The sequence below is a fragment of the Undibacterium sp. Tian12W genome (genome assembly GCF_049339405.1).
Classification (GTDB): Bacteria; Pseudomonadota; Gammaproteobacteria; order Burkholderiales; family Burkholderiaceae_D; genus Undibacterium.
The window spans coordinates 321,901-336,744 of the sequence record NZ_JBMPPK010000003.1 but is presented as its reverse complement, the minus strand read 5'-3'; the positions used below and the strand labels follow the sequence as shown (position 1 = coordinate 336,744).

15 protein-coding genes are annotated in these 14,844 nt (G+C 50.2%); 8 read left to right on the top strand and 7 right to left on the bottom strand.

The window, feature by feature from the left end:
* Window positions 1-105 precede the first annotated feature (105 nt).
* Window positions 106-2,151, top strand: coding sequence for a hypothetical protein (locus tag ACO0LI_RS05480; protein WP_423031465.1), 2,046 nt, complete (start codon window positions 106-108; stop codon window positions 2,149-2,151).
* 5 nt (window positions 2,152-2,156) lie between these two features.
* Here ACO0LI_RS05480 and ACO0LI_RS05475 read toward each other — a convergent pair whose 3' ends face one another.
* The 3 genes from ACO0LI_RS05475 to ACO0LI_RS05465 all read right to left on the bottom strand — a co-directional run bounded on the left by ACO0LI_RS05475 (window position 2,157) and on the right by ACO0LI_RS05465 (window position 4,288).
* Window positions 2,157-3,197 (bottom strand): alpha/beta hydrolase family protein, encoded by a 1,041-nt coding sequence (locus ACO0LI_RS05475; protein ID WP_422953171.1) that lies wholly within the window; start codon window positions 3,195-3,197, stop codon window positions 2,157-2,159.
* A gap of 5 nt (window positions 3,198-3,202) precedes the next feature.
* A complete protein-coding gene (locus ACO0LI_RS05470; protein WP_422953226.1) occupies window positions 3,203-3,787 on the bottom strand; it encodes a TMEM175 family protein in 585 nt (194 codons plus the stop codon).
* A 120-nt stretch (window positions 3,788-3,907) separates the two neighbouring features.
* Entirely contained in the window at window positions 3,908-4,288 is a 381-nt protein-coding gene (locus ACO0LI_RS05465; protein WP_422978289.1) for a tautomerase family protein, read from the bottom strand.
* Window positions 4,289-4,592: 304 nt separating this feature from the next.
* Here ACO0LI_RS05465 and ACO0LI_RS05460 point away from each other — a divergent pair, with 304 nt between their 5' ends.
* Entirely contained in the window at window positions 4,593-5,306 is a 714-nt protein-coding gene (locus ACO0LI_RS05460) for a substrate-binding periplasmic protein (RefSeq protein ID WP_423031463.1), read from the top strand.
* On the opposite strand, the gene ACO0LI_RS05455 is transcribed toward ACO0LI_RS05460, so the two are convergent.
* Entirely contained in the window at window positions 5,303-6,427 is a 1,125-nt protein-coding gene (locus tag ACO0LI_RS05455) for a DUF2855 family protein (protein ID WP_423031461.1), read from the bottom strand. The two genes, ACO0LI_RS05460 and ACO0LI_RS05455, sit on opposite strands and share 4 nt — an antisense overlap.
* Before the next feature lie 266 nt (window positions 6,428-6,693).
* Here ACO0LI_RS05455 and ACO0LI_RS05450 point away from each other — a divergent pair, with 266 nt between their 5' ends.
* The 6 genes from ACO0LI_RS05450 to ACO0LI_RS05425 all read left to right on the top strand — a co-directional run bounded on the left by ACO0LI_RS05450 (window position 6,694) and on the right by ACO0LI_RS05425 (window position 11,946).
* Window positions 6,694-7,341, top strand: coding sequence for a hypothetical protein (locus ACO0LI_RS05450; RefSeq protein ID WP_423031459.1), 648 nt, complete (start codon window positions 6,694-6,696; stop codon window positions 7,339-7,341).
* Window positions 7,338-8,015: an ABC transporter ATP-binding protein gene (locus tag ACO0LI_RS05445; protein WP_423031457.1), complete on the top strand. Its 678-nt coding sequence runs from the start codon at window positions 7,338-7,340 to the stop codon at window positions 8,013-8,015. The genes ACO0LI_RS05450 and ACO0LI_RS05445 overlap by 4 nt, the downstream gene beginning before the upstream one ends.
* Window positions 8,012-9,229 carry an ABC transporter permease gene (locus tag ACO0LI_RS05440; RefSeq protein ID WP_423031455.1) on the top strand — a complete coding sequence of 406 codons (1,218 nt, stop codon included), beginning with the start codon at window positions 8,012-8,014 and terminating at the stop codon, window positions 9,227-9,229. Before ACO0LI_RS05445 ends, ACO0LI_RS05440 begins: the two co-directional genes overlap by 4 nt.
* A gap of 13 nt (window positions 9,230-9,242) precedes the next feature.
* Window positions 9,243-9,983 carry an outer membrane lipoprotein-sorting protein gene (locus tag ACO0LI_RS05435; protein WP_423031453.1) on the top strand — a complete coding sequence of 247 codons (741 nt, stop codon included), beginning with the start codon at window positions 9,243-9,245 and terminating at the stop codon, window positions 9,981-9,983.
* 2 nt (window positions 9,984-9,985) lie between these two features.
* On the top strand, window positions 9,986-11,239 hold the full coding sequence (locus ACO0LI_RS05430) for a hypothetical protein (RefSeq protein WP_422953179.1): 1,254 nt from the start codon (window positions 9,986-9,988) through the stop codon (window positions 11,237-11,239).
* A gap of 86 nt (window positions 11,240-11,325) precedes the next feature.
* Complete coding sequence (locus ACO0LI_RS05425; protein WP_423031451.1) at window positions 11,326-11,946, top strand: hypothetical protein; 621 nt, start codon at window positions 11,326-11,328, stop codon at window positions 11,944-11,946.
* Window positions 11,947-11,955: 9 nt separating this feature from the next.
* On the opposite strand, the gene ACO0LI_RS05420 is transcribed toward ACO0LI_RS05425, so the two are convergent.
* The 3 genes from ACO0LI_RS05420 to ACO0LI_RS05410 all read right to left on the bottom strand — a co-directional run bounded on the left by ACO0LI_RS05420 (window position 11,956) and on the right by ACO0LI_RS05410 (window position 14,760).
* Window positions 11,956-12,933 (bottom strand): GGDEF domain-containing protein, encoded by a 978-nt coding sequence (locus ACO0LI_RS05420; protein WP_422953180.1) that lies wholly within the window; start codon window positions 12,931-12,933, stop codon window positions 11,956-11,958.
* Window positions 12,934-13,089: 156 nt separating this feature from the next.
* A complete protein-coding gene (locus ACO0LI_RS05415; RefSeq protein WP_423031449.1) occupies window positions 13,090-13,632 on the bottom strand; it encodes a GNAT family N-acetyltransferase in 543 nt (180 codons plus the stop codon).
* Between the two features lie 21 nt (window positions 13,633-13,653).
* Window positions 13,654-14,760 (bottom strand): HD-GYP domain-containing protein, encoded by a 1,107-nt coding sequence (locus tag ACO0LI_RS05410; RefSeq protein WP_423031447.1) that lies wholly within the window; start codon window positions 14,758-14,760, stop codon window positions 13,654-13,656.
* Window positions 14,761-14,844: the final 84 nt, after the last annotated feature.

The window sequence follows — 14,844 nt, the reverse complement described above, 5'->3', positions numbered from 1 at the left end:
GAGTATTTACGAAGGCAGAGATAAACTTTAAAGCGTAAAAAAGTAAAAAATAAGATGTATAGAAGTAAGTCGTACAAAAAGAAGTTTATGGAAAGCAGGTATCACATGATCATCTCGCCCATCACTCCAGTAAGCCCATCGGCATTGCAGGTGGTATCAGCAATCAATGCCGGTACGATCAATCCGCTGTCACCCATAATAAGTAGCAATCCAAGCAGCAATCCCGGTTTGCTTGATTCGATACGCAGCGATAACATCACTGTCGATGTTTCTCCCTTGGGTGAATTGCTGGCCTATACCGCACGCCTGCAAAGCAGGCAGGCGGCCAATATTTCAGCAACTTCAGCAAGCTCAGCAACTGCTGATGCAGCAAATCAGACAGAGACAACGCCAGCCAAGGCAGACATTGCCCAGCTCACTGCGATTGCCACTTCATTTGTCGATGCATTCAATCAACTGCAAGCCAGCAATTCCAATCTGACTGAAAACCCCTTGATACCTGACAGCAGCGACAATCTCTTGCAGGTAATGAATGCAGGTGCAAAAAATGCAAATGACAGCAGCCTGTTCGAGCAGTTAGCCGACATAGGAATCAATTTGCAAAATCCCGCCCAGCCAGACAGCAATAGCTTGCTGACGCTGGATGTAAATACTTTTCAAAACGCACTCACTGCAAACCCTGAAGAAACGACAACATTATTGACGCAGGCATTACAGGTATTGGCCAGTGCGGAGAGCACCGTCCTTACACAGAATCAGGAACTGGCTTCTGGCAATCTGCTGGCTACTGTCGCTGCTGATACTACTAATGCGAGTGCGACTGAAAACACTGATGTGGCAAATTCAATTTCAACCAGCAATGCCAATACCACTGATGTCAGCACCACTACCCCATCAGACACTTTGAATGAAGTAGCAGTGAATACACCCGCCACTACATCCACTAATACATCCACGACTTCAGGTACTAACGCAAACACTGCCGCCGATATACAACTGCAACAGACCCTGGAAGATGAAGCATTGCGTGCTGCCATTGATATCACCAGAAATTCGCAGGCAGTAGGCACCAGTGCAAAAACTGAATTCACAAACAATGTAACGCAGGCAGCGCCTGGCATACCGCCAACACCAGCAACAAGTACCGCAGATTTGTCCGCGACCAATAATGTTGCAGCTAGCATTCAATCCAATACAGAGACAACAGATACCCCTGCTGAGGCAACAACGATTATTCCAGCCCCGGATACGAGCACCGCTGCCTCAAGTGCGGCATTGAATACGCAAGCAATAGCTGAGGACACAAGTACAAGTACAAGTACAAATGCGACTGCAACAGCGACAACAGATGCCACTGACCTTGCTGCCAACGCGTCTTCACAGGCACTGAATTCACAAAGCACAACACAAACCACCACGCAAGCCGCCACGCCAACAGCAACACAAACATCGCCATCAGATAATCTGGATAGCACCACTCCGCCGGGTACCCTGGCTGCTGAAAACAAGCTCGCCGCCAACTCCACGACACCATCATCACTGCTGACAGAAAGTCAGCTGGAGAGTCAGGTAGCTGCAAATTCGACAAAATTAAATGAGAGCGCTGCTTCTGACGTAGACAGTAGTGCAACGATAAATAATGGCAAGGCAATGGCTGCCACACCTTCCACATTTGATGAAGTCAGCAAGACGCTGGATACCATCAACCAGGCCACGGCCGCGGCGAATAATATTGCGGCGAACAGTCAGGCGGCATCAGCCAGCCCGGTATCAACAACAGTTGTCACCCCTGTAGCCAACGCTACTACCATTGAACAAGCCACGCCTGTCAGCAATAGCGCAGTAATCACAGCCAATGCGACCACCAGCATACAGGCCAGCATCAATCCTCTGATTTCTGCCGCAGTAGCTGCCTACAGGGTCAAGGACGGCATACAGGCCGACAGTATTGACAAGCCGCGGTCGGCAGAGAGCGACGAAGTCACAGCGCCTGAGCCGGTCACGGTGGTAGAACCCGTCACCCTCGATCTGCATGAACATGCGCAAAGCCAGCGTCATGATGCCGAGGCTGACGCAGCTTATCACCAGGCAGAAGAACTGGGTGAGCCAGAGAAAGAAGATGCGGCCGGTAACATCAACGTCAATATCTGAACAAATCAAGGCATTGCTTTATACGGCAAGCGACTGGTCATGAGATTGCTTTTGACATTGCTTCTGAGATTGCTTTTGAGCCTGTCAAGCAAAAAGGAATTCAGGCCTTTAGTCAATTCAGGGGCCAGTGGCAAGGCCGGATCAGTATAACTAGCCATTTGCTGCGTAGTATCATTGACTATGATTTTCAGCACATGGTTCATATTGTGTATCAACAGGCTTTCGGCATCTGGTTTGGCAAGTTTCAACGCAGTCAATTGCGCCGTATCTACCTGTATGTCTTTGTCGCCCTGTATTAGCAAGACCGGGCAAGTCAATTTGGCTATCTCTTTTTCCGGCGTGTAACGGAACCATGAAATCAGATATGGCTGCACGCTGGCGCGGTACAGTATCTTTAATTCTGGCGGTACTTCAGCATAGGTTTTACCTGCTTGCAAAGCGCTCAGGATTTCTTCATTACTGGCAGCCAGCGCCGGTGACAATTTGCCTTGCAACTGCCACCGCAAGACATCGGCAGCATTTTTCGCCGGGCCTGCCACAGAGATGTATGCTTTGACGGCTTCTTGTTGCGCAGCCAGCATGGCGATCAGCGAGCCCTCGCTATGACCGAGCATGGCCACACCAGAAAACCGTACATCTGCTTTTAGCAGTCTTATCCAGGCCACGGCGTCCTGCACATAGGTTTCAAAACGCAGATCCGCTTCAGATGCTGCAGATGTTACAGCTTCTGCACTGCCGGCGATGCCACGCTTGTCAAAGCGTACCGACGCTACCCCAGCCTGTGCCATGGATGCTGCCAGCATTTTCAGTGAATCATTCTTGCCTTTCAGGCCGACCGTATTGCCATCTCTGTCAGTGGCACCTGAACCTGCAATAATCAATACAACAGGCGGCTTCACCCCATTGGCGGGCATGAGCAGGCTGCCCTCAATCTTGCCACCCGTGGTAGTAAGTACGATATCCTGATCATAATCGGCTTGTCTTGCGATAGCCGATGTGCAAAAAATGACTACCACCAGAGCCACGGCAAATATCATCATGCGCATGGGATTTACTCTTCGTGGTTTTTGAGAACTTTTTCTATGCGGCGGTCAGGTATCAACCATATCAGTGCCATCGCAACATACATTGCCATCGCCAACAGAGGATACCAGCAGGCCAGCATCATGCCTGTAGCATAGACCACTGGCGAGAGCTTGCCCTTCCAGTCTGCGCCCACTGCTTTTTTCAGTAATGAATCTTCACCCTGAGTAGCAATGATCTGCTGTTGCAGTATGAAATAGGCAATCGCCGACATCAGCAAAACCGCACCATACAAGGCTGCCGGGATAGGGGCGAAATGATTTTCACCTACCCAGCCGGTAGCGAATGGAATAAGTGAAAGCCAGAACAGCAAATGCAGGTTGGCCCATAAAATCCCGCCAGTCACCCTGCGGCAGGTGTGCATCATGTGATGATGGTTATTCCAGTAGATGCCAACATAAACAAAGCTCAGTATATAACTGAGAAATACCGGCCATACAGGCAGCAGGATTTCCAGTGTGCCGCCATGCGGTACTTTCATTTCCAGCACCATGATGGTGATCAGGATGGCGATCACGCCGTCGCTGAATGCTTCCAGTCTGGTTTTGCCCATCATGCTTGCTCCGTCTTGTTAAACTTTAATTATTCTGACGGATATGTTTGTCCAGCGCCAGCAAAAAGCTTTGTGACGCCAGAGTAAGCGTGCAGATGCCTGCCTAATGTGGTCAGCGCCTCAGGTGTGCAATAGTCTGCCACCAGCGAACGACCAGTTCTCCCAGGCAGTTTCCCTGAAGCAGACCATGATGTTTTCTGGATTCATGCTCTTGTCGCAAAGACGCTTCATCAGAGTGTCCAGTAACTTTTTCTTGATCTGTACACTGCGCCCGACTGACCACAGTATCTCGATCAGGACAAAGTCCTGGTTCCTGTCCTTGTGCAGATCAGGGTAATGAGTATCAAAGCGGAAGTTTTCTGTATCAAGTTCCAGTATGCGCTGGAACTTGTCTTTCTCTGGCACACCCGCTTCTATCAATGCCGCGTGCACGGCATTCAGGACAGTCTCTTTGAACAGCAGGGACTTGGGTTTGCAGACGGTAATTGTAACGAGGGGCATGATGTCTCCTTTTCTACAAAAACTGCGATTTCTTAAAGAAGCTTATTTCCATCTTAGCAAATTAAATAGCTCTTTTGAAATTCTTTATACTTATTTTAGTTAGGCTTCCCGACATTTAGGTTATGTCAGGCTCCGCTTAACAAATCCTTACCTAAGACAGCTATGCAAGCGCATATCAGCGAAGGTATCATCGCACATCATTTCCGCACGAAAACATTGCATGTCAGATAAGCACCACGCCGTTTTGCTGAAGGCCTCCCGGTTTATAGGGATGTTGCTCTGTATGTGCTGTCTGCAATCAAAAGTGCATGCTGAAACTGTCGTGCCTTTGCTACTCGCAGAAACCCGCGATGAAAATGGTGAAATTGCACCCATCCGGCCAGAGAACCAAAAAATCATTGCCTATTTTGAACGCGCCATGGAGGTGAAATTTGAGGTGCGTCGCTATCCCCTGCCCCGCGTCATAGAAAACATAGGCAAGGGTGAAGGGCTGGGATTTGGTTTATCAAAAAATACTGAACGGCTGAAGACCATGCGCTATTCAGAAGCTGTTTTTTCAGATTTTGTCTGGGTCGTGGCAAGAGACGATACGCACATGAAATATGCTGGCATCAGTGATTTGCAAGGCAAATCAGTCGGCATAGTCAGGGGCATACGCTTTGGCGATGATATCGACAAATTACGCAATGTCATGTTTCGCGTAGAAGAAGATCAGCCACAAAACAGCTCACGTCTGAAAAAACTTTTATCAGGCCGCATGGATGTCATGCTTGTCAATTCACGCATGCCAAATGCCAAAGACCTGGAAGCAGAACTGAATCTTTATCTGGATGAAAAAAACCTGCGCAACGAGACGCAGATGAACTATGGCGTCAAAGTATTTGCCAAGCCCTTGCTGGTCGATCCTATCCATTTCACGACTGGCATCAATACCAGATCAGATGTCATCAACAAGATCAACGCAGCCATCATCAAGGGCAGGAAGTCAGGCGACTTGCCCGCCCTCTGGAAAAATTAATCAGTGTCACCGCTGAGCAGTGTCAGCACATTGCCCTGATCAGGCCGAGCGGCCCCACCCAGCATATCATCATAAACTTGCCTTACTGCAGCCTCACCCTGTCCTTGGATAACCTGCATCCATGGTTTTTCTGCTGACATCACTGGCTGCATAAAAGCTTGCCAAGCTAGTGCCAAACGGGATTGCACACCATTTGGACCCCAGTCTGTCATACGCTTCTTGATTTGCGCCGGTGCAAAGAACAAAGTCGGTTTTGCGCCGGGCAAATTTGATCCACCGCTCAACTCTTCCCAATGCGTACCACCAACTGCACAACTGTATTTCATATTGTCGTTGAAATGATGATGCAACTGGCTGCGTAGTTGCCCATTGCCAGCCATGTCCACATACACAACGCCCTGGTCAGTTGTCAGCTCAGTCACTTGTTCGTAGCTGATAACGTCATCATAGATAGCCATATTCCGCACAAATTCCAGATTACCCGGCGAAGTCAGACCTATGATCTTGCAAGCTTTGTCCTTGCGCAGCGACAGCATGAATGCCAGGCCATAAGCAGTCTTGCTGGAGGCACTGGAGATCAACACTGTCTGTGCACCAAAGAACTGATTGTCATCAAGAAAATCATCGATCATGAATGAGGTGATGAATAAGGGGCGCAGCAAGACCTGCACATCTTCAGACTCTTTGGTGTAGCCAGGATCGGTAGTAGTCCTGACATAATGATTGTACAGACCATGCATGGCCTGCCTGTGTTCTGCACCATCGACAAAACCGCCAGGTGAAACCCGTGTAGCCTGCACTGTCAGATGAGTAGCCATGGGGTAGTAGCCATAAAAGCGCTCGCCCACTGCCACGCCTTCGGCTTTCGAGGCCAGCACATCACCAAAACCCCAGACCGGGATATTGCCCCAGCCTTCATCGGTAGGAAAAAAATTCCAGTAATGCATGGCTGTGCCAAAGGCTGCATAAGTCACGTTATTTGACGTGAAGGCAAAACGCTCTACCTGCAACACGACTTGCCCATCCTGCAATTCAGCTTCCGCAGGTACATGCAGAGGCTTGAATCTGGACTCCAATAAATTGCTTTTATTGACAATAAATTCTTTGGCTGGATTTTTCATGGTCTCGTCGTTTTTATTAAAGAATGTGCATTTAAAATCTAGTATCACATGATTCAGGAAATTTTTCTTGTCTCGTCGATATTTCATTATTGACAAAACATCCTCGCGCAATACTCCTTCCATTCGCGCCGTTTTCACTACCGTTCACGGCAAACTTCTCTGCCTCGTCGCATCTGCATTGAGGGTAATGCTGCCTCTCTTTAATCTCCGTCCTGTCGCAACATCCGAACAAGTACTACCCATATTTAATTTAACAAGAGATCCACATGCGCGCATTTCACATTCCTACTGGCAAAAAAATTCTACTGGCGAGCAGCCTGCTACTGGCATTCACGACTCAGGCCATGGCATTTTCTGAGCCACAGTTTCAAACTGCCTTCCAGCATTTTACCCAGTCTGCCAAGGGTAGTGAAGAAGCTGCGGCGAATGCCTTCAGTGAATTGCTCAAGCAAGACCCGGCCAGCCCCTTGATCATGGCCTATGCTGGGGCCAGCACGAGCAAACTGGCGGTGACCACGATGTTCCCGTGGAAGAAAATGTCTTATGCAGAAGATGGTATGGCCATGCTGGAAAAAGCCCTGCAACTCGCAGCCGCCAATGAAAACGCCCAGGGCCATGGCAGCACCCCAGTGACACTAGAAGTCAAATATGTCGCCGCCAGCACTTTTTTGGCTGTGCCGGCTTTCATGAACCGTGGCCCGCGTGGTGCGAAGCTCTTGAATGAAGTGCTCGAACACAAGCAATTCGACAAGGCAGAGCCAGGCTTTCGTGGTTCGGTGTTGATGCGCGCTGCCAGTCTGGCGAATGAGCAAAAACGCCCTGAAGATGCCAAGCGCTACCTGAATGAAGTGGTCAAACAAAATGCACCACAGGCAGAAGCCGCCAGGGCCATGTTGAAAGGTATTCCATCATGAGCCTGGCACCTTCCATAGAACTGCATGCAGTTCATAAAACTTACCAACTCGGTGCCCACGTCGTCAAGGCCTTGCAAGGTGTAGATCTGACATTACAGCGTGGTGAATTGCTAGCCCTGACCGGCCCGTCCGGCAGTGGCAAGAGCACGATACTAAACCTATGCGGCCTGATAGACCATGCCGATGCTGGCGACATCCTGCTCAACGGCGTCAACATCAATGAATACAATGAAACACAAAAAACCTTGCAAAGACGCGACACTATAGGTTTTATCTTCCAGAGTTTTAACCTCGTGCCTGTCATGACAGTGGCTGAGAATGTCGATTACCCGCTATTTCTGACCGGTGTACCGGCAGCAGAACGACGGGAGCGGGTGGCAGCACAACTGAAGGCCGTTGGCCTGCATGAACATGCCCAGCATTTGCCAGACGCCTTGTCTGGCGGCCAGCGCCAAAGAGTTGCTATCGCCCGTGCACTTATCAAACGCCCCAGCCTGGTGATTGCTGATGAACCCACGGCCAGCCTGGATTCACATACCGCCGACCAGGTACTGGATCTGATGCGTGAACGCGGCCATGCCGAAGGCGTGGCCTTCATCATCGCCAGCCATGATAACCGCCTGACTAGCCGCAGCGACCGCATCGTGTCACTGCTGGATGGGAGATTGCAATGAAACTCAGTTGGCTCAAATTTGCCTTTTACAATACCCTGCGCAACCGCCGCCGTTCTGCCATTACCGTGGTCATCGCAGCGCTAGGTACAGCGGCCATACTGCTGGCCGGTGGTTTTGCCTATTCGACTTATGAAGGCCTGGCGCAGATATCTGCACGCAGCACTGGTCACCTGACCATAGGCAAACCCCAGCACTTTACCAGTGACCAGGATGTGCCCCTGCAATATGGCCTGGAAAATGCAGCAGCCCTGCAAAGCAAGCTCTTGGCTGATCCGGCAGTGCGTTATGTCTTGCCACGCATAGAATATAGCGGCCTGATCAGCAATGGCGACAAATCCACCATCATGATGGCAGTGGGTATAGACCCTGATGCTGAGTTTTCGGTCAAAGGCCCTACCCTGACATTGAAAGAAGGCGAGCTACTGCAAACCGAATCAGCAGAGGCAGAAATCGTCCTGGGTGACGCACTGGCACGCAGCCTGAAAGCCAAACCCGGCAGCAGCCTGACGCTAATGGCCAGCACCACTGACGGTGCACTGAATGCGGTTGATGTCACAGTCAAGGGCCTGGTATCTACCGGTGTGCCTGACCTGGATAAACGCCTGGTGTATTCAAATATCAAGACTGCGCAAAAGCTCTTGAATACCCAGCGTATTTCCAGCCTCGGTGTATTCCTGAACTCCATGGATGCGACCCTGCCTGCGCAGGCCAGACTGGCAAAAGTCTTTCCTGAACTGACGGTACAAAACTGGCTGGAGCAAGCCTTCTTTTATAAATCTGTACGTGATTTATATAACCGCATCTTTGGTGCACTCGGTGCCATCATCAGTGTCATCGTGGTGTTCGTGGTTGCCAATGCCATGGCCATGGCCATCATAGAACGCACCCGTGAAGTCGGCACGCTGCGTGCGATGGGTACCTTGCCAGGGCAACTGATACGCAGTTTTTCTTTTGAAGGAATGATACTGGGCGGCACAGGTGCCATTGCCGGTGCCTTGCTGGCGATCACCGTTGCGTTGCTGCTCATGGTGTTCCCGGTTGAAATGCCACCGCCACCAGGGCGCTCCAGCGGTTACCCCTTACTGATCACGATAGATGCTGCCATGTATGCCATCACCGTGTTCATGATGATTGCCCTGTCCATGCTGTCGTCAGCCTTCATCGCCCGCAAAACCCTGCGTCAACCTATCGTCGATGCACTGGCACATAACTAAGACAGGAAGAAAAATGAAAACAACTATACATATTGCTGCTTTACTGCTGGCAGCAACAACAAGTCTCGCCAGGGCAGATGAAGTCAGTGACTACCTGAAAGCGGCCGATCAGTTCAGGGTCGGTACAGAAAACATGCAGGTAGAAACCGAGATCACTACTTTTGCCAAGGACGGCAGCAAGGAAAAAGAAAGAAATTACCTGGTGTTTTCACAGGTCAATCATCAATCTCTGGTACTCATGAAAAGCCCTGCAGAAAAAGGGCAAAAGGTCTTGATGCTGGGTGATGATTTCTGGATGCTCTTGCCAGGCAGCCAGCGCCCGCTGCGCATCACGCCCATGCAAAAATTACTGGGTGATGCTTCTATCGGCGATATCGCCACCATGAGCTGGTCGCAAGACTACACAGGCAAAATCATAGGCGAAGAAAAATGCGATGACAAACCCTGTGTGCATCTGAGTTTGAATGCCGTGCGTAAATCCGTCGCTTACCAGCGCATAGAGCTGTGGCTGGGTAAGACGCGCCACGAACCTATCAAGGCAGATTTGTATGTGCAATCAGAAAAACTCGCCAAGCAGGCCAGCTTTGTATTGGACAAGCCGCAAGCACCAACTGCGGTGTCTGAAATGATCTTGCTGGATCAATTGAGCAGCCACAAAGAAACACGTGTGCGCTATCTCAGCCGCAAACAAAAGACCGTGCCTGAACAGTGGCTAAACCCCATGTTTCTGGCCAAGAACCCCAGCCTGGAGTAATCATGCGTGATTTGAAAACCCCAGCCTTGGCAAGCTTGCTGGCTACCCTGGTCTGCACGCCTGCTTTTGTCATGGCTGAAGATACAGACTTCAGCGGTCAGGTGCGTGGCCTGGTCAATAGTTACACCAGCAATGGTGCCAGTCCTTTGGCAATTGCCAATCAACTTGTTCCTGGCTTATCCAGCAAGAATTCGCAACTGGGCGTAATGGAAACCGAATTGCGCGCCGGTGGCAAAGGCATTAATGCGGTTGCTACCTTGCAGGGGCAGATCAATGATGGCGGGCGTACCCAGGCCACGGCATGGCTCAATGAACTGTATGGCAGCCTGGGCGATGGCGCATGGCAATTCAGTGCTGGCAAAAAAACCATTGCCTGGGATGTGGGGTATGGCTTTCGCCCGAATGATGTAGTTGCGCAGGAAAAGCGCCGCTCACTGATCAGCACGACTGTCATAGGTAAACCTTTGGCCAGTATTGATTACTTCACTGCGAATACTTCAGCAACTTTGGTGTGGGTCAATCCTGGCCATGCTGCAACGACGGATACAGCAGATGAACAGGCGCTGGCAGCGCGGGTTTATCACCGTGCTGGCGGTGTGGATTTGCATGGCTTTGGCCGTTATGGTCAAAAGAATGGAGGCAGTCTTGGAGCTGCCGCGTCCTGGGTGGCGACAGATGAAATGGAGATACATGGCTCTGTACGTTTCATGCAAAAAAATACAGGCTTGCGCATGAATACAGATCCTGCACTGCTACAGCATAACAACCCCTGGCAAAACAATACACAAAACAATGTCGTACAAGCCATGCTGGGTGCAAACTACACGACAGAGTCGCAGCACAGTTTTTTCCTCGAAGCCTGGTGGGATGGCACTGCCTTGTCAGACCGCGAATGGCAAAACTGGAACAAGCGCAACCTGACTTTGCAGGGCAGCGTCAATTATTTGCCGCAAATGCAGCAAATAATTGGCTATAACCTGGCCTGGCAAAACCAGGCATTGTCTGCCTCTGGCAATATTCGCCGCAAGAATGTGTTCGCGCGCTGGAGCTGGCAAAAGAATGACTGGCAACCCTCGCTGGATATACTCTGGACGCCAGAAGACCATGGCCGCATCATCACGGCTGCACTGGGCTGGCAGGGTGACCGCATCAGCATCAATGGCGGCTTGCGTATTTATGGCGGCCCGAGCAAGGCAATACTGGCGCAACTGCCAGATAGCAAAACGGCATATGTTTCTGCTACCTGGGCATTTTGAATGTAGTGACAGGCAGTTTCAGCATGAATTTCAGCGACGATTTAAGCGATAATGGCGGCTTGCTCCAAATAGCTGAAAGCCGCCCCATGTCAAAATCTCATGTTGATGCCAATTACCGTTTCATCGCCGCCAACCAGGAAGTCAATACCCGCATAGCACAAAGACATCAGGCACTGGCCCTGTATGTGACCCTGGTAGTCAGCCTGCTGGCCGCCCTGGTGGCCTTGAAACCGGGTGAGCCCAGCAGCAAGCTGCCAGTAGAGTGGCTGGTCATGGGTTTTCCTGTCGCATCGATTTGCCTGACATTTTTGAATTACAAGGCAGAACGCTCGATCACCAATTTGCGCCATTTCCTGGCCACACTGGAAAGACTGGAAGATGCCCACCTGCACCTGCCCAGCTACAACACTGATCCACGCTGGGCCAAAAGTGCCAACAAGGCCAGGCGTTTTCAGGATTATGCCTGTGCAGTACTGGTGGCAGCCGCGAATGCCATAGGCCTGGGTGCTGTCATCCATATCTATCCTGAGCGTATTGCAGCGAATCAGTTTGTCATCTGGATCAGTGTCATTACGGCACTGGCTTCGCTGTTTGTATTGCTGTTCATGCCAGCATGGAGTTATCGCCCTGACAGTGAGCTGGAAAAACAGATTGTCGTCGCCAATGACATTACTGCTTCCACCGATCAGCCTGACCAGCAAGCTTGAGCTTGTAGTTCAAACGTTGTCATTGCCAGCCACGCGCACGGCATTGCGCCCGGCCAGTTTTGCTTCATAAAGCATGGTATCAGCACGCTGGAACCATGCCTGGCCATCTTCCCCTGCGATTTTCTTTGCCACCCCTATGGATACAGTAACCGGATAATCACGCAGCAATTGCGCCTTTTCTACCAGGGTGCGCAATTCCTCGGCAAACCTGGCTGCGGCAATATCATCTGCCCCCATGGCAATGACAACAAACTCCTCACCGCCATAGCGGAAGAAACAGTCTGCCGTGCGTATGCGTGAACGCAGCAGTGCGCAAAACTGTATGAGGACCTGGTCACCCACCATATGACCAAACTGGTCATTGATTTTTTTGAAGTGGTCAAGATCAAGTATCAGGATGCAAACATCGGTATGCACTTCATCTTTGGCGCAAATAGTCTGTAGCTGCTTGTCAAACGCACGGCGGTTGCCAGCCCCGGTTAAAAAGTCTTTTTCTGCCTGCTGGTTCAATTCAAAATGCTGGAGGCTGGTGCGGTCAGAAAAAATATAAGAAAACAGATTGATCAACACCAGCGTGACAACCAGGCTGGACAAATCCAGCAACAGCATGGCATTGCGCAAGATCACGACCAGCACGATCAATGAAACGCTATTGATGATCAGCGCTTCTTTCGCCCTGAGTATAAAGAAGGCAGCGATCATCGTGGGATATACCCAATACGCGATAGGCACGCCCTTGACGTACACTGCGGCCAGCATGCCCATGGAGTAAAACACGGTAACGGCAATACCCGCCAGGCGTACCTTGCGCGTACGCCAGACAAAAACAATGATGCACAGCATGCCCAGCACGATCAACAGATCGACTGTCGCCATTAAAAAATTACCCTGGAACAGACGCACTATACCAAAAGGGAGGATGCTCGGTATGCTCAGGCCGCAAAGCATGAGCAAGACTACTTCTTCTTTTGAGCGTTTTAACAACATGCTGTTTTCCCGGCTATTGCCCCTGCAAGGCAGGGATCTGTTCAATGCCAGCCTAACTCAAGCGACAAGCATATGTCCAACACTATGCAACAGGCTTTGCATGAAAAAAACAGTCTTGTTAATTCGGTGTAAAGATTTGTTTATCTGGCGGCAATATCAGGCAATATCAGGATGTAAACATGCATACATCCAGAAATTACCAGGGCTACCGCGCACCATGCGAAAAGCCCGCAGATAACCTTCGCGTTCAAAGCCCATGCGCTCCAGCAGTTGTATGGAATGGGAATTGGTTTCCAGCACAGTCGCCTGGATGCGGTTAAAGCCAGCCTGCTGAAAGCCCCATTGACACAGTGCGATTGCCGCAACTTGCATGACGCCCTTGCCCCAGTATTCTGGCGCTAGGTCATAGGCAATTTCTGCACTGCGATTGATACTGGAGATAGTATGAAAACCGACCGTACCTACCAGTCGGTCTTCTTCCCTGATGGCGATGGCAAGACGAATAGGGGTATCTGGCGCATTGCTTTCATATGCATCGAACTGAGGCAACAGATCTTTTGCCGCACTGAGGTTCCAACTGGTATGCCTGATCACCTCAGGATTTTTGAGATAGTCATACCATGCTGCAGCATCACTGCGGCGAATGTTGCGCAAGCTTGCATCCTTATGTGAAATTTCAGGTACTTTACTTATCTGCATACCGTCTGCATGGTGAAAGAATTATTGTCTGGCGATCAGTTTGCGCACTACATCATTGAACATCTCTACCATGGCAGGATCGAACTGGCTTTCAATATTGGCATTGATCTCGGAAATCGCACTCAGCAAACTACGTTTGTAGCTGCGGTCAGAACGTTCGTTGGTGACTGAACAGAAAGTATCGACTATCGCCAGTATGCGTGCGCCAGGATGTATCTGTTCAGCTTTCAAGCCATTTGGGTAACCTGAACCGTCATAGCGCTCATGATGATCCAGCACTATGCGCGCCGCTTCATCCCAGCCGCCGAAGCGCAAAAGAATCTGGCTGGCCGTCACCACATGTTCCTGCACGATTTTTAACTCTTCCCTGGATAAACCGGCTTCCTTATTGAAGATGCTATGCGGTATAAATCCCATGCCAATATCATGCATCAAGGAAGCCGCCTTCAATTGCTGCGCATTGACTGGCAAACCCAGGGCCTCATTCAGTGCCTCTGTTAATTGTGCAGCTTGTTCACTGCGATTTTTTCTATAGATGCTGAGATTATCGATTTGCTGGGCAAACTTGTACATCATTGCCATATCATCTGATAATTCCAGCAACACACGCGGTGCCTTGACGACATTTTCCTTATTGGCGACTTTGCCATCCAGCGCCGCAATCGCGTCCTTGAATTGCTGGGACTGAAAGCCGCCACCAACGGTTTTTTGCAAGGCATCGCATAGTTCATACAGCTTCTTGCGCCTGACATCGCTGGTACTTCCATTGGCGATCAAGTCATTGAGTAAATCCTCGACTTCATCAATGGCCAGCAGCAAGAACTCACCCAGTTCACGAAAATAAGGATCCTGCTCTGCCCTGACCCTGGCGACGATCTCTTCCAGCCTGTGCAATAACTCAACAAAGGGAATCAGCCCCACCATCTGGCAATTGCCCTTGAGCGAATGCATGGCGCGGAACAGGCGGTGTACATAGGCCGTACCGCCCTGGTTATTGAGCTCTTTGACACAGGCCTCGGCCTCTTCACAAGCTTCACGGGTGCAATCGACAAAGTCATCGATGATGCTGCGTTCCATGGCAAGAAATTCAGGACAAGTGAAACTATCGACACTACTGGCTGTATTCATCTTGAGCTTTCCTGATTGTCTTAGGTCAATATTACTAAAAATTATAGTTCAAAGCAGGCTTCCTATATGGCGTTCATGAATTAA

Excerpts from the sequence above, each read along its gene's own strand:
- ACO0LI_RS05435 (WP_423031453.1), top strand. The coding sequence starts at position 9,243 with ATGAAAACAACTATACATATTGCTGCTTTACTGCTGGCAGCAACAACA.
- ACO0LI_RS05430 (WP_422953179.1), top strand. The coding sequence starts at position 9,986 with ATGCGTGATTTGAAAACCCCAGCCTTGGCAAGCTTGCTGGCTACCCTG.
- ACO0LI_RS05445 (WP_423031457.1), top strand. The coding sequence starts at position 7,338 with ATGAGCCTGGCACCTTCCATAGAACTGCATGCAGTTCATAAAACTTAC.
- ACO0LI_RS05465 (WP_422978289.1), bottom strand. The coding sequence starts at position 4,288 with ATGCCCCTCGTTACAATTACCGTCTGCAAACCCAAGTCCCTGCTGTTC.
- ACO0LI_RS05440 (WP_423031455.1), top strand. The coding sequence starts at position 8,012 with ATGAAACTCAGTTGGCTCAAATTTGCCTTTTACAATACCCTGCGCAAC.
- ACO0LI_RS05410 (WP_423031447.1), bottom strand. The coding sequence starts at position 14,760 with ATGAATACAGCCAGTAGTGTCGATAGTTTCACTTGTCCTGAATTTCTT.
- ACO0LI_RS05415 (WP_423031449.1), bottom strand. The coding sequence starts at position 13,632 with ATGCAGATAAGTAAAGTACCTGAAATTTCACATAAGGATGCAAGCTTG.
- ACO0LI_RS05420 (WP_422953180.1), bottom strand. The coding sequence starts at position 12,933 with ATGTTGTTAAAACGCTCAAAAGAAGAAGTAGTCTTGCTCATGCTTTGC.
- ACO0LI_RS05450 (WP_423031459.1), top strand. The coding sequence starts at position 6,694 with ATGCGCGCATTTCACATTCCTACTGGCAAAAAAATTCTACTGGCGAGC.
- ACO0LI_RS05475 (WP_422953171.1), bottom strand. The coding sequence starts at position 3,197 with ATGCGCATGATGATATTTGCCGTGGCTCTGGTGGTAGTCATTTTTTGC.
- ACO0LI_RS05480 (WP_423031465.1), top strand. The coding sequence starts at position 106 with ATGATCATCTCGCCCATCACTCCAGTAAGCCCATCGGCATTGCAGGTG.
- ACO0LI_RS05425 (WP_423031451.1), top strand. The coding sequence starts at position 11,326 with ATGTCAAAATCTCATGTTGATGCCAATTACCGTTTCATCGCCGCCAAC.
- ACO0LI_RS05470 (WP_422953226.1), bottom strand. The coding sequence starts at position 3,787 with ATGGGCAAAACCAGACTGGAAGCATTCAGCGACGGCGTGATCGCCATC.
- ACO0LI_RS05455 (WP_423031461.1), bottom strand. The coding sequence starts at position 6,427 with ATGAAAAATCCAGCCAAAGAATTTATTGTCAATAAAAGCAATTTATTG.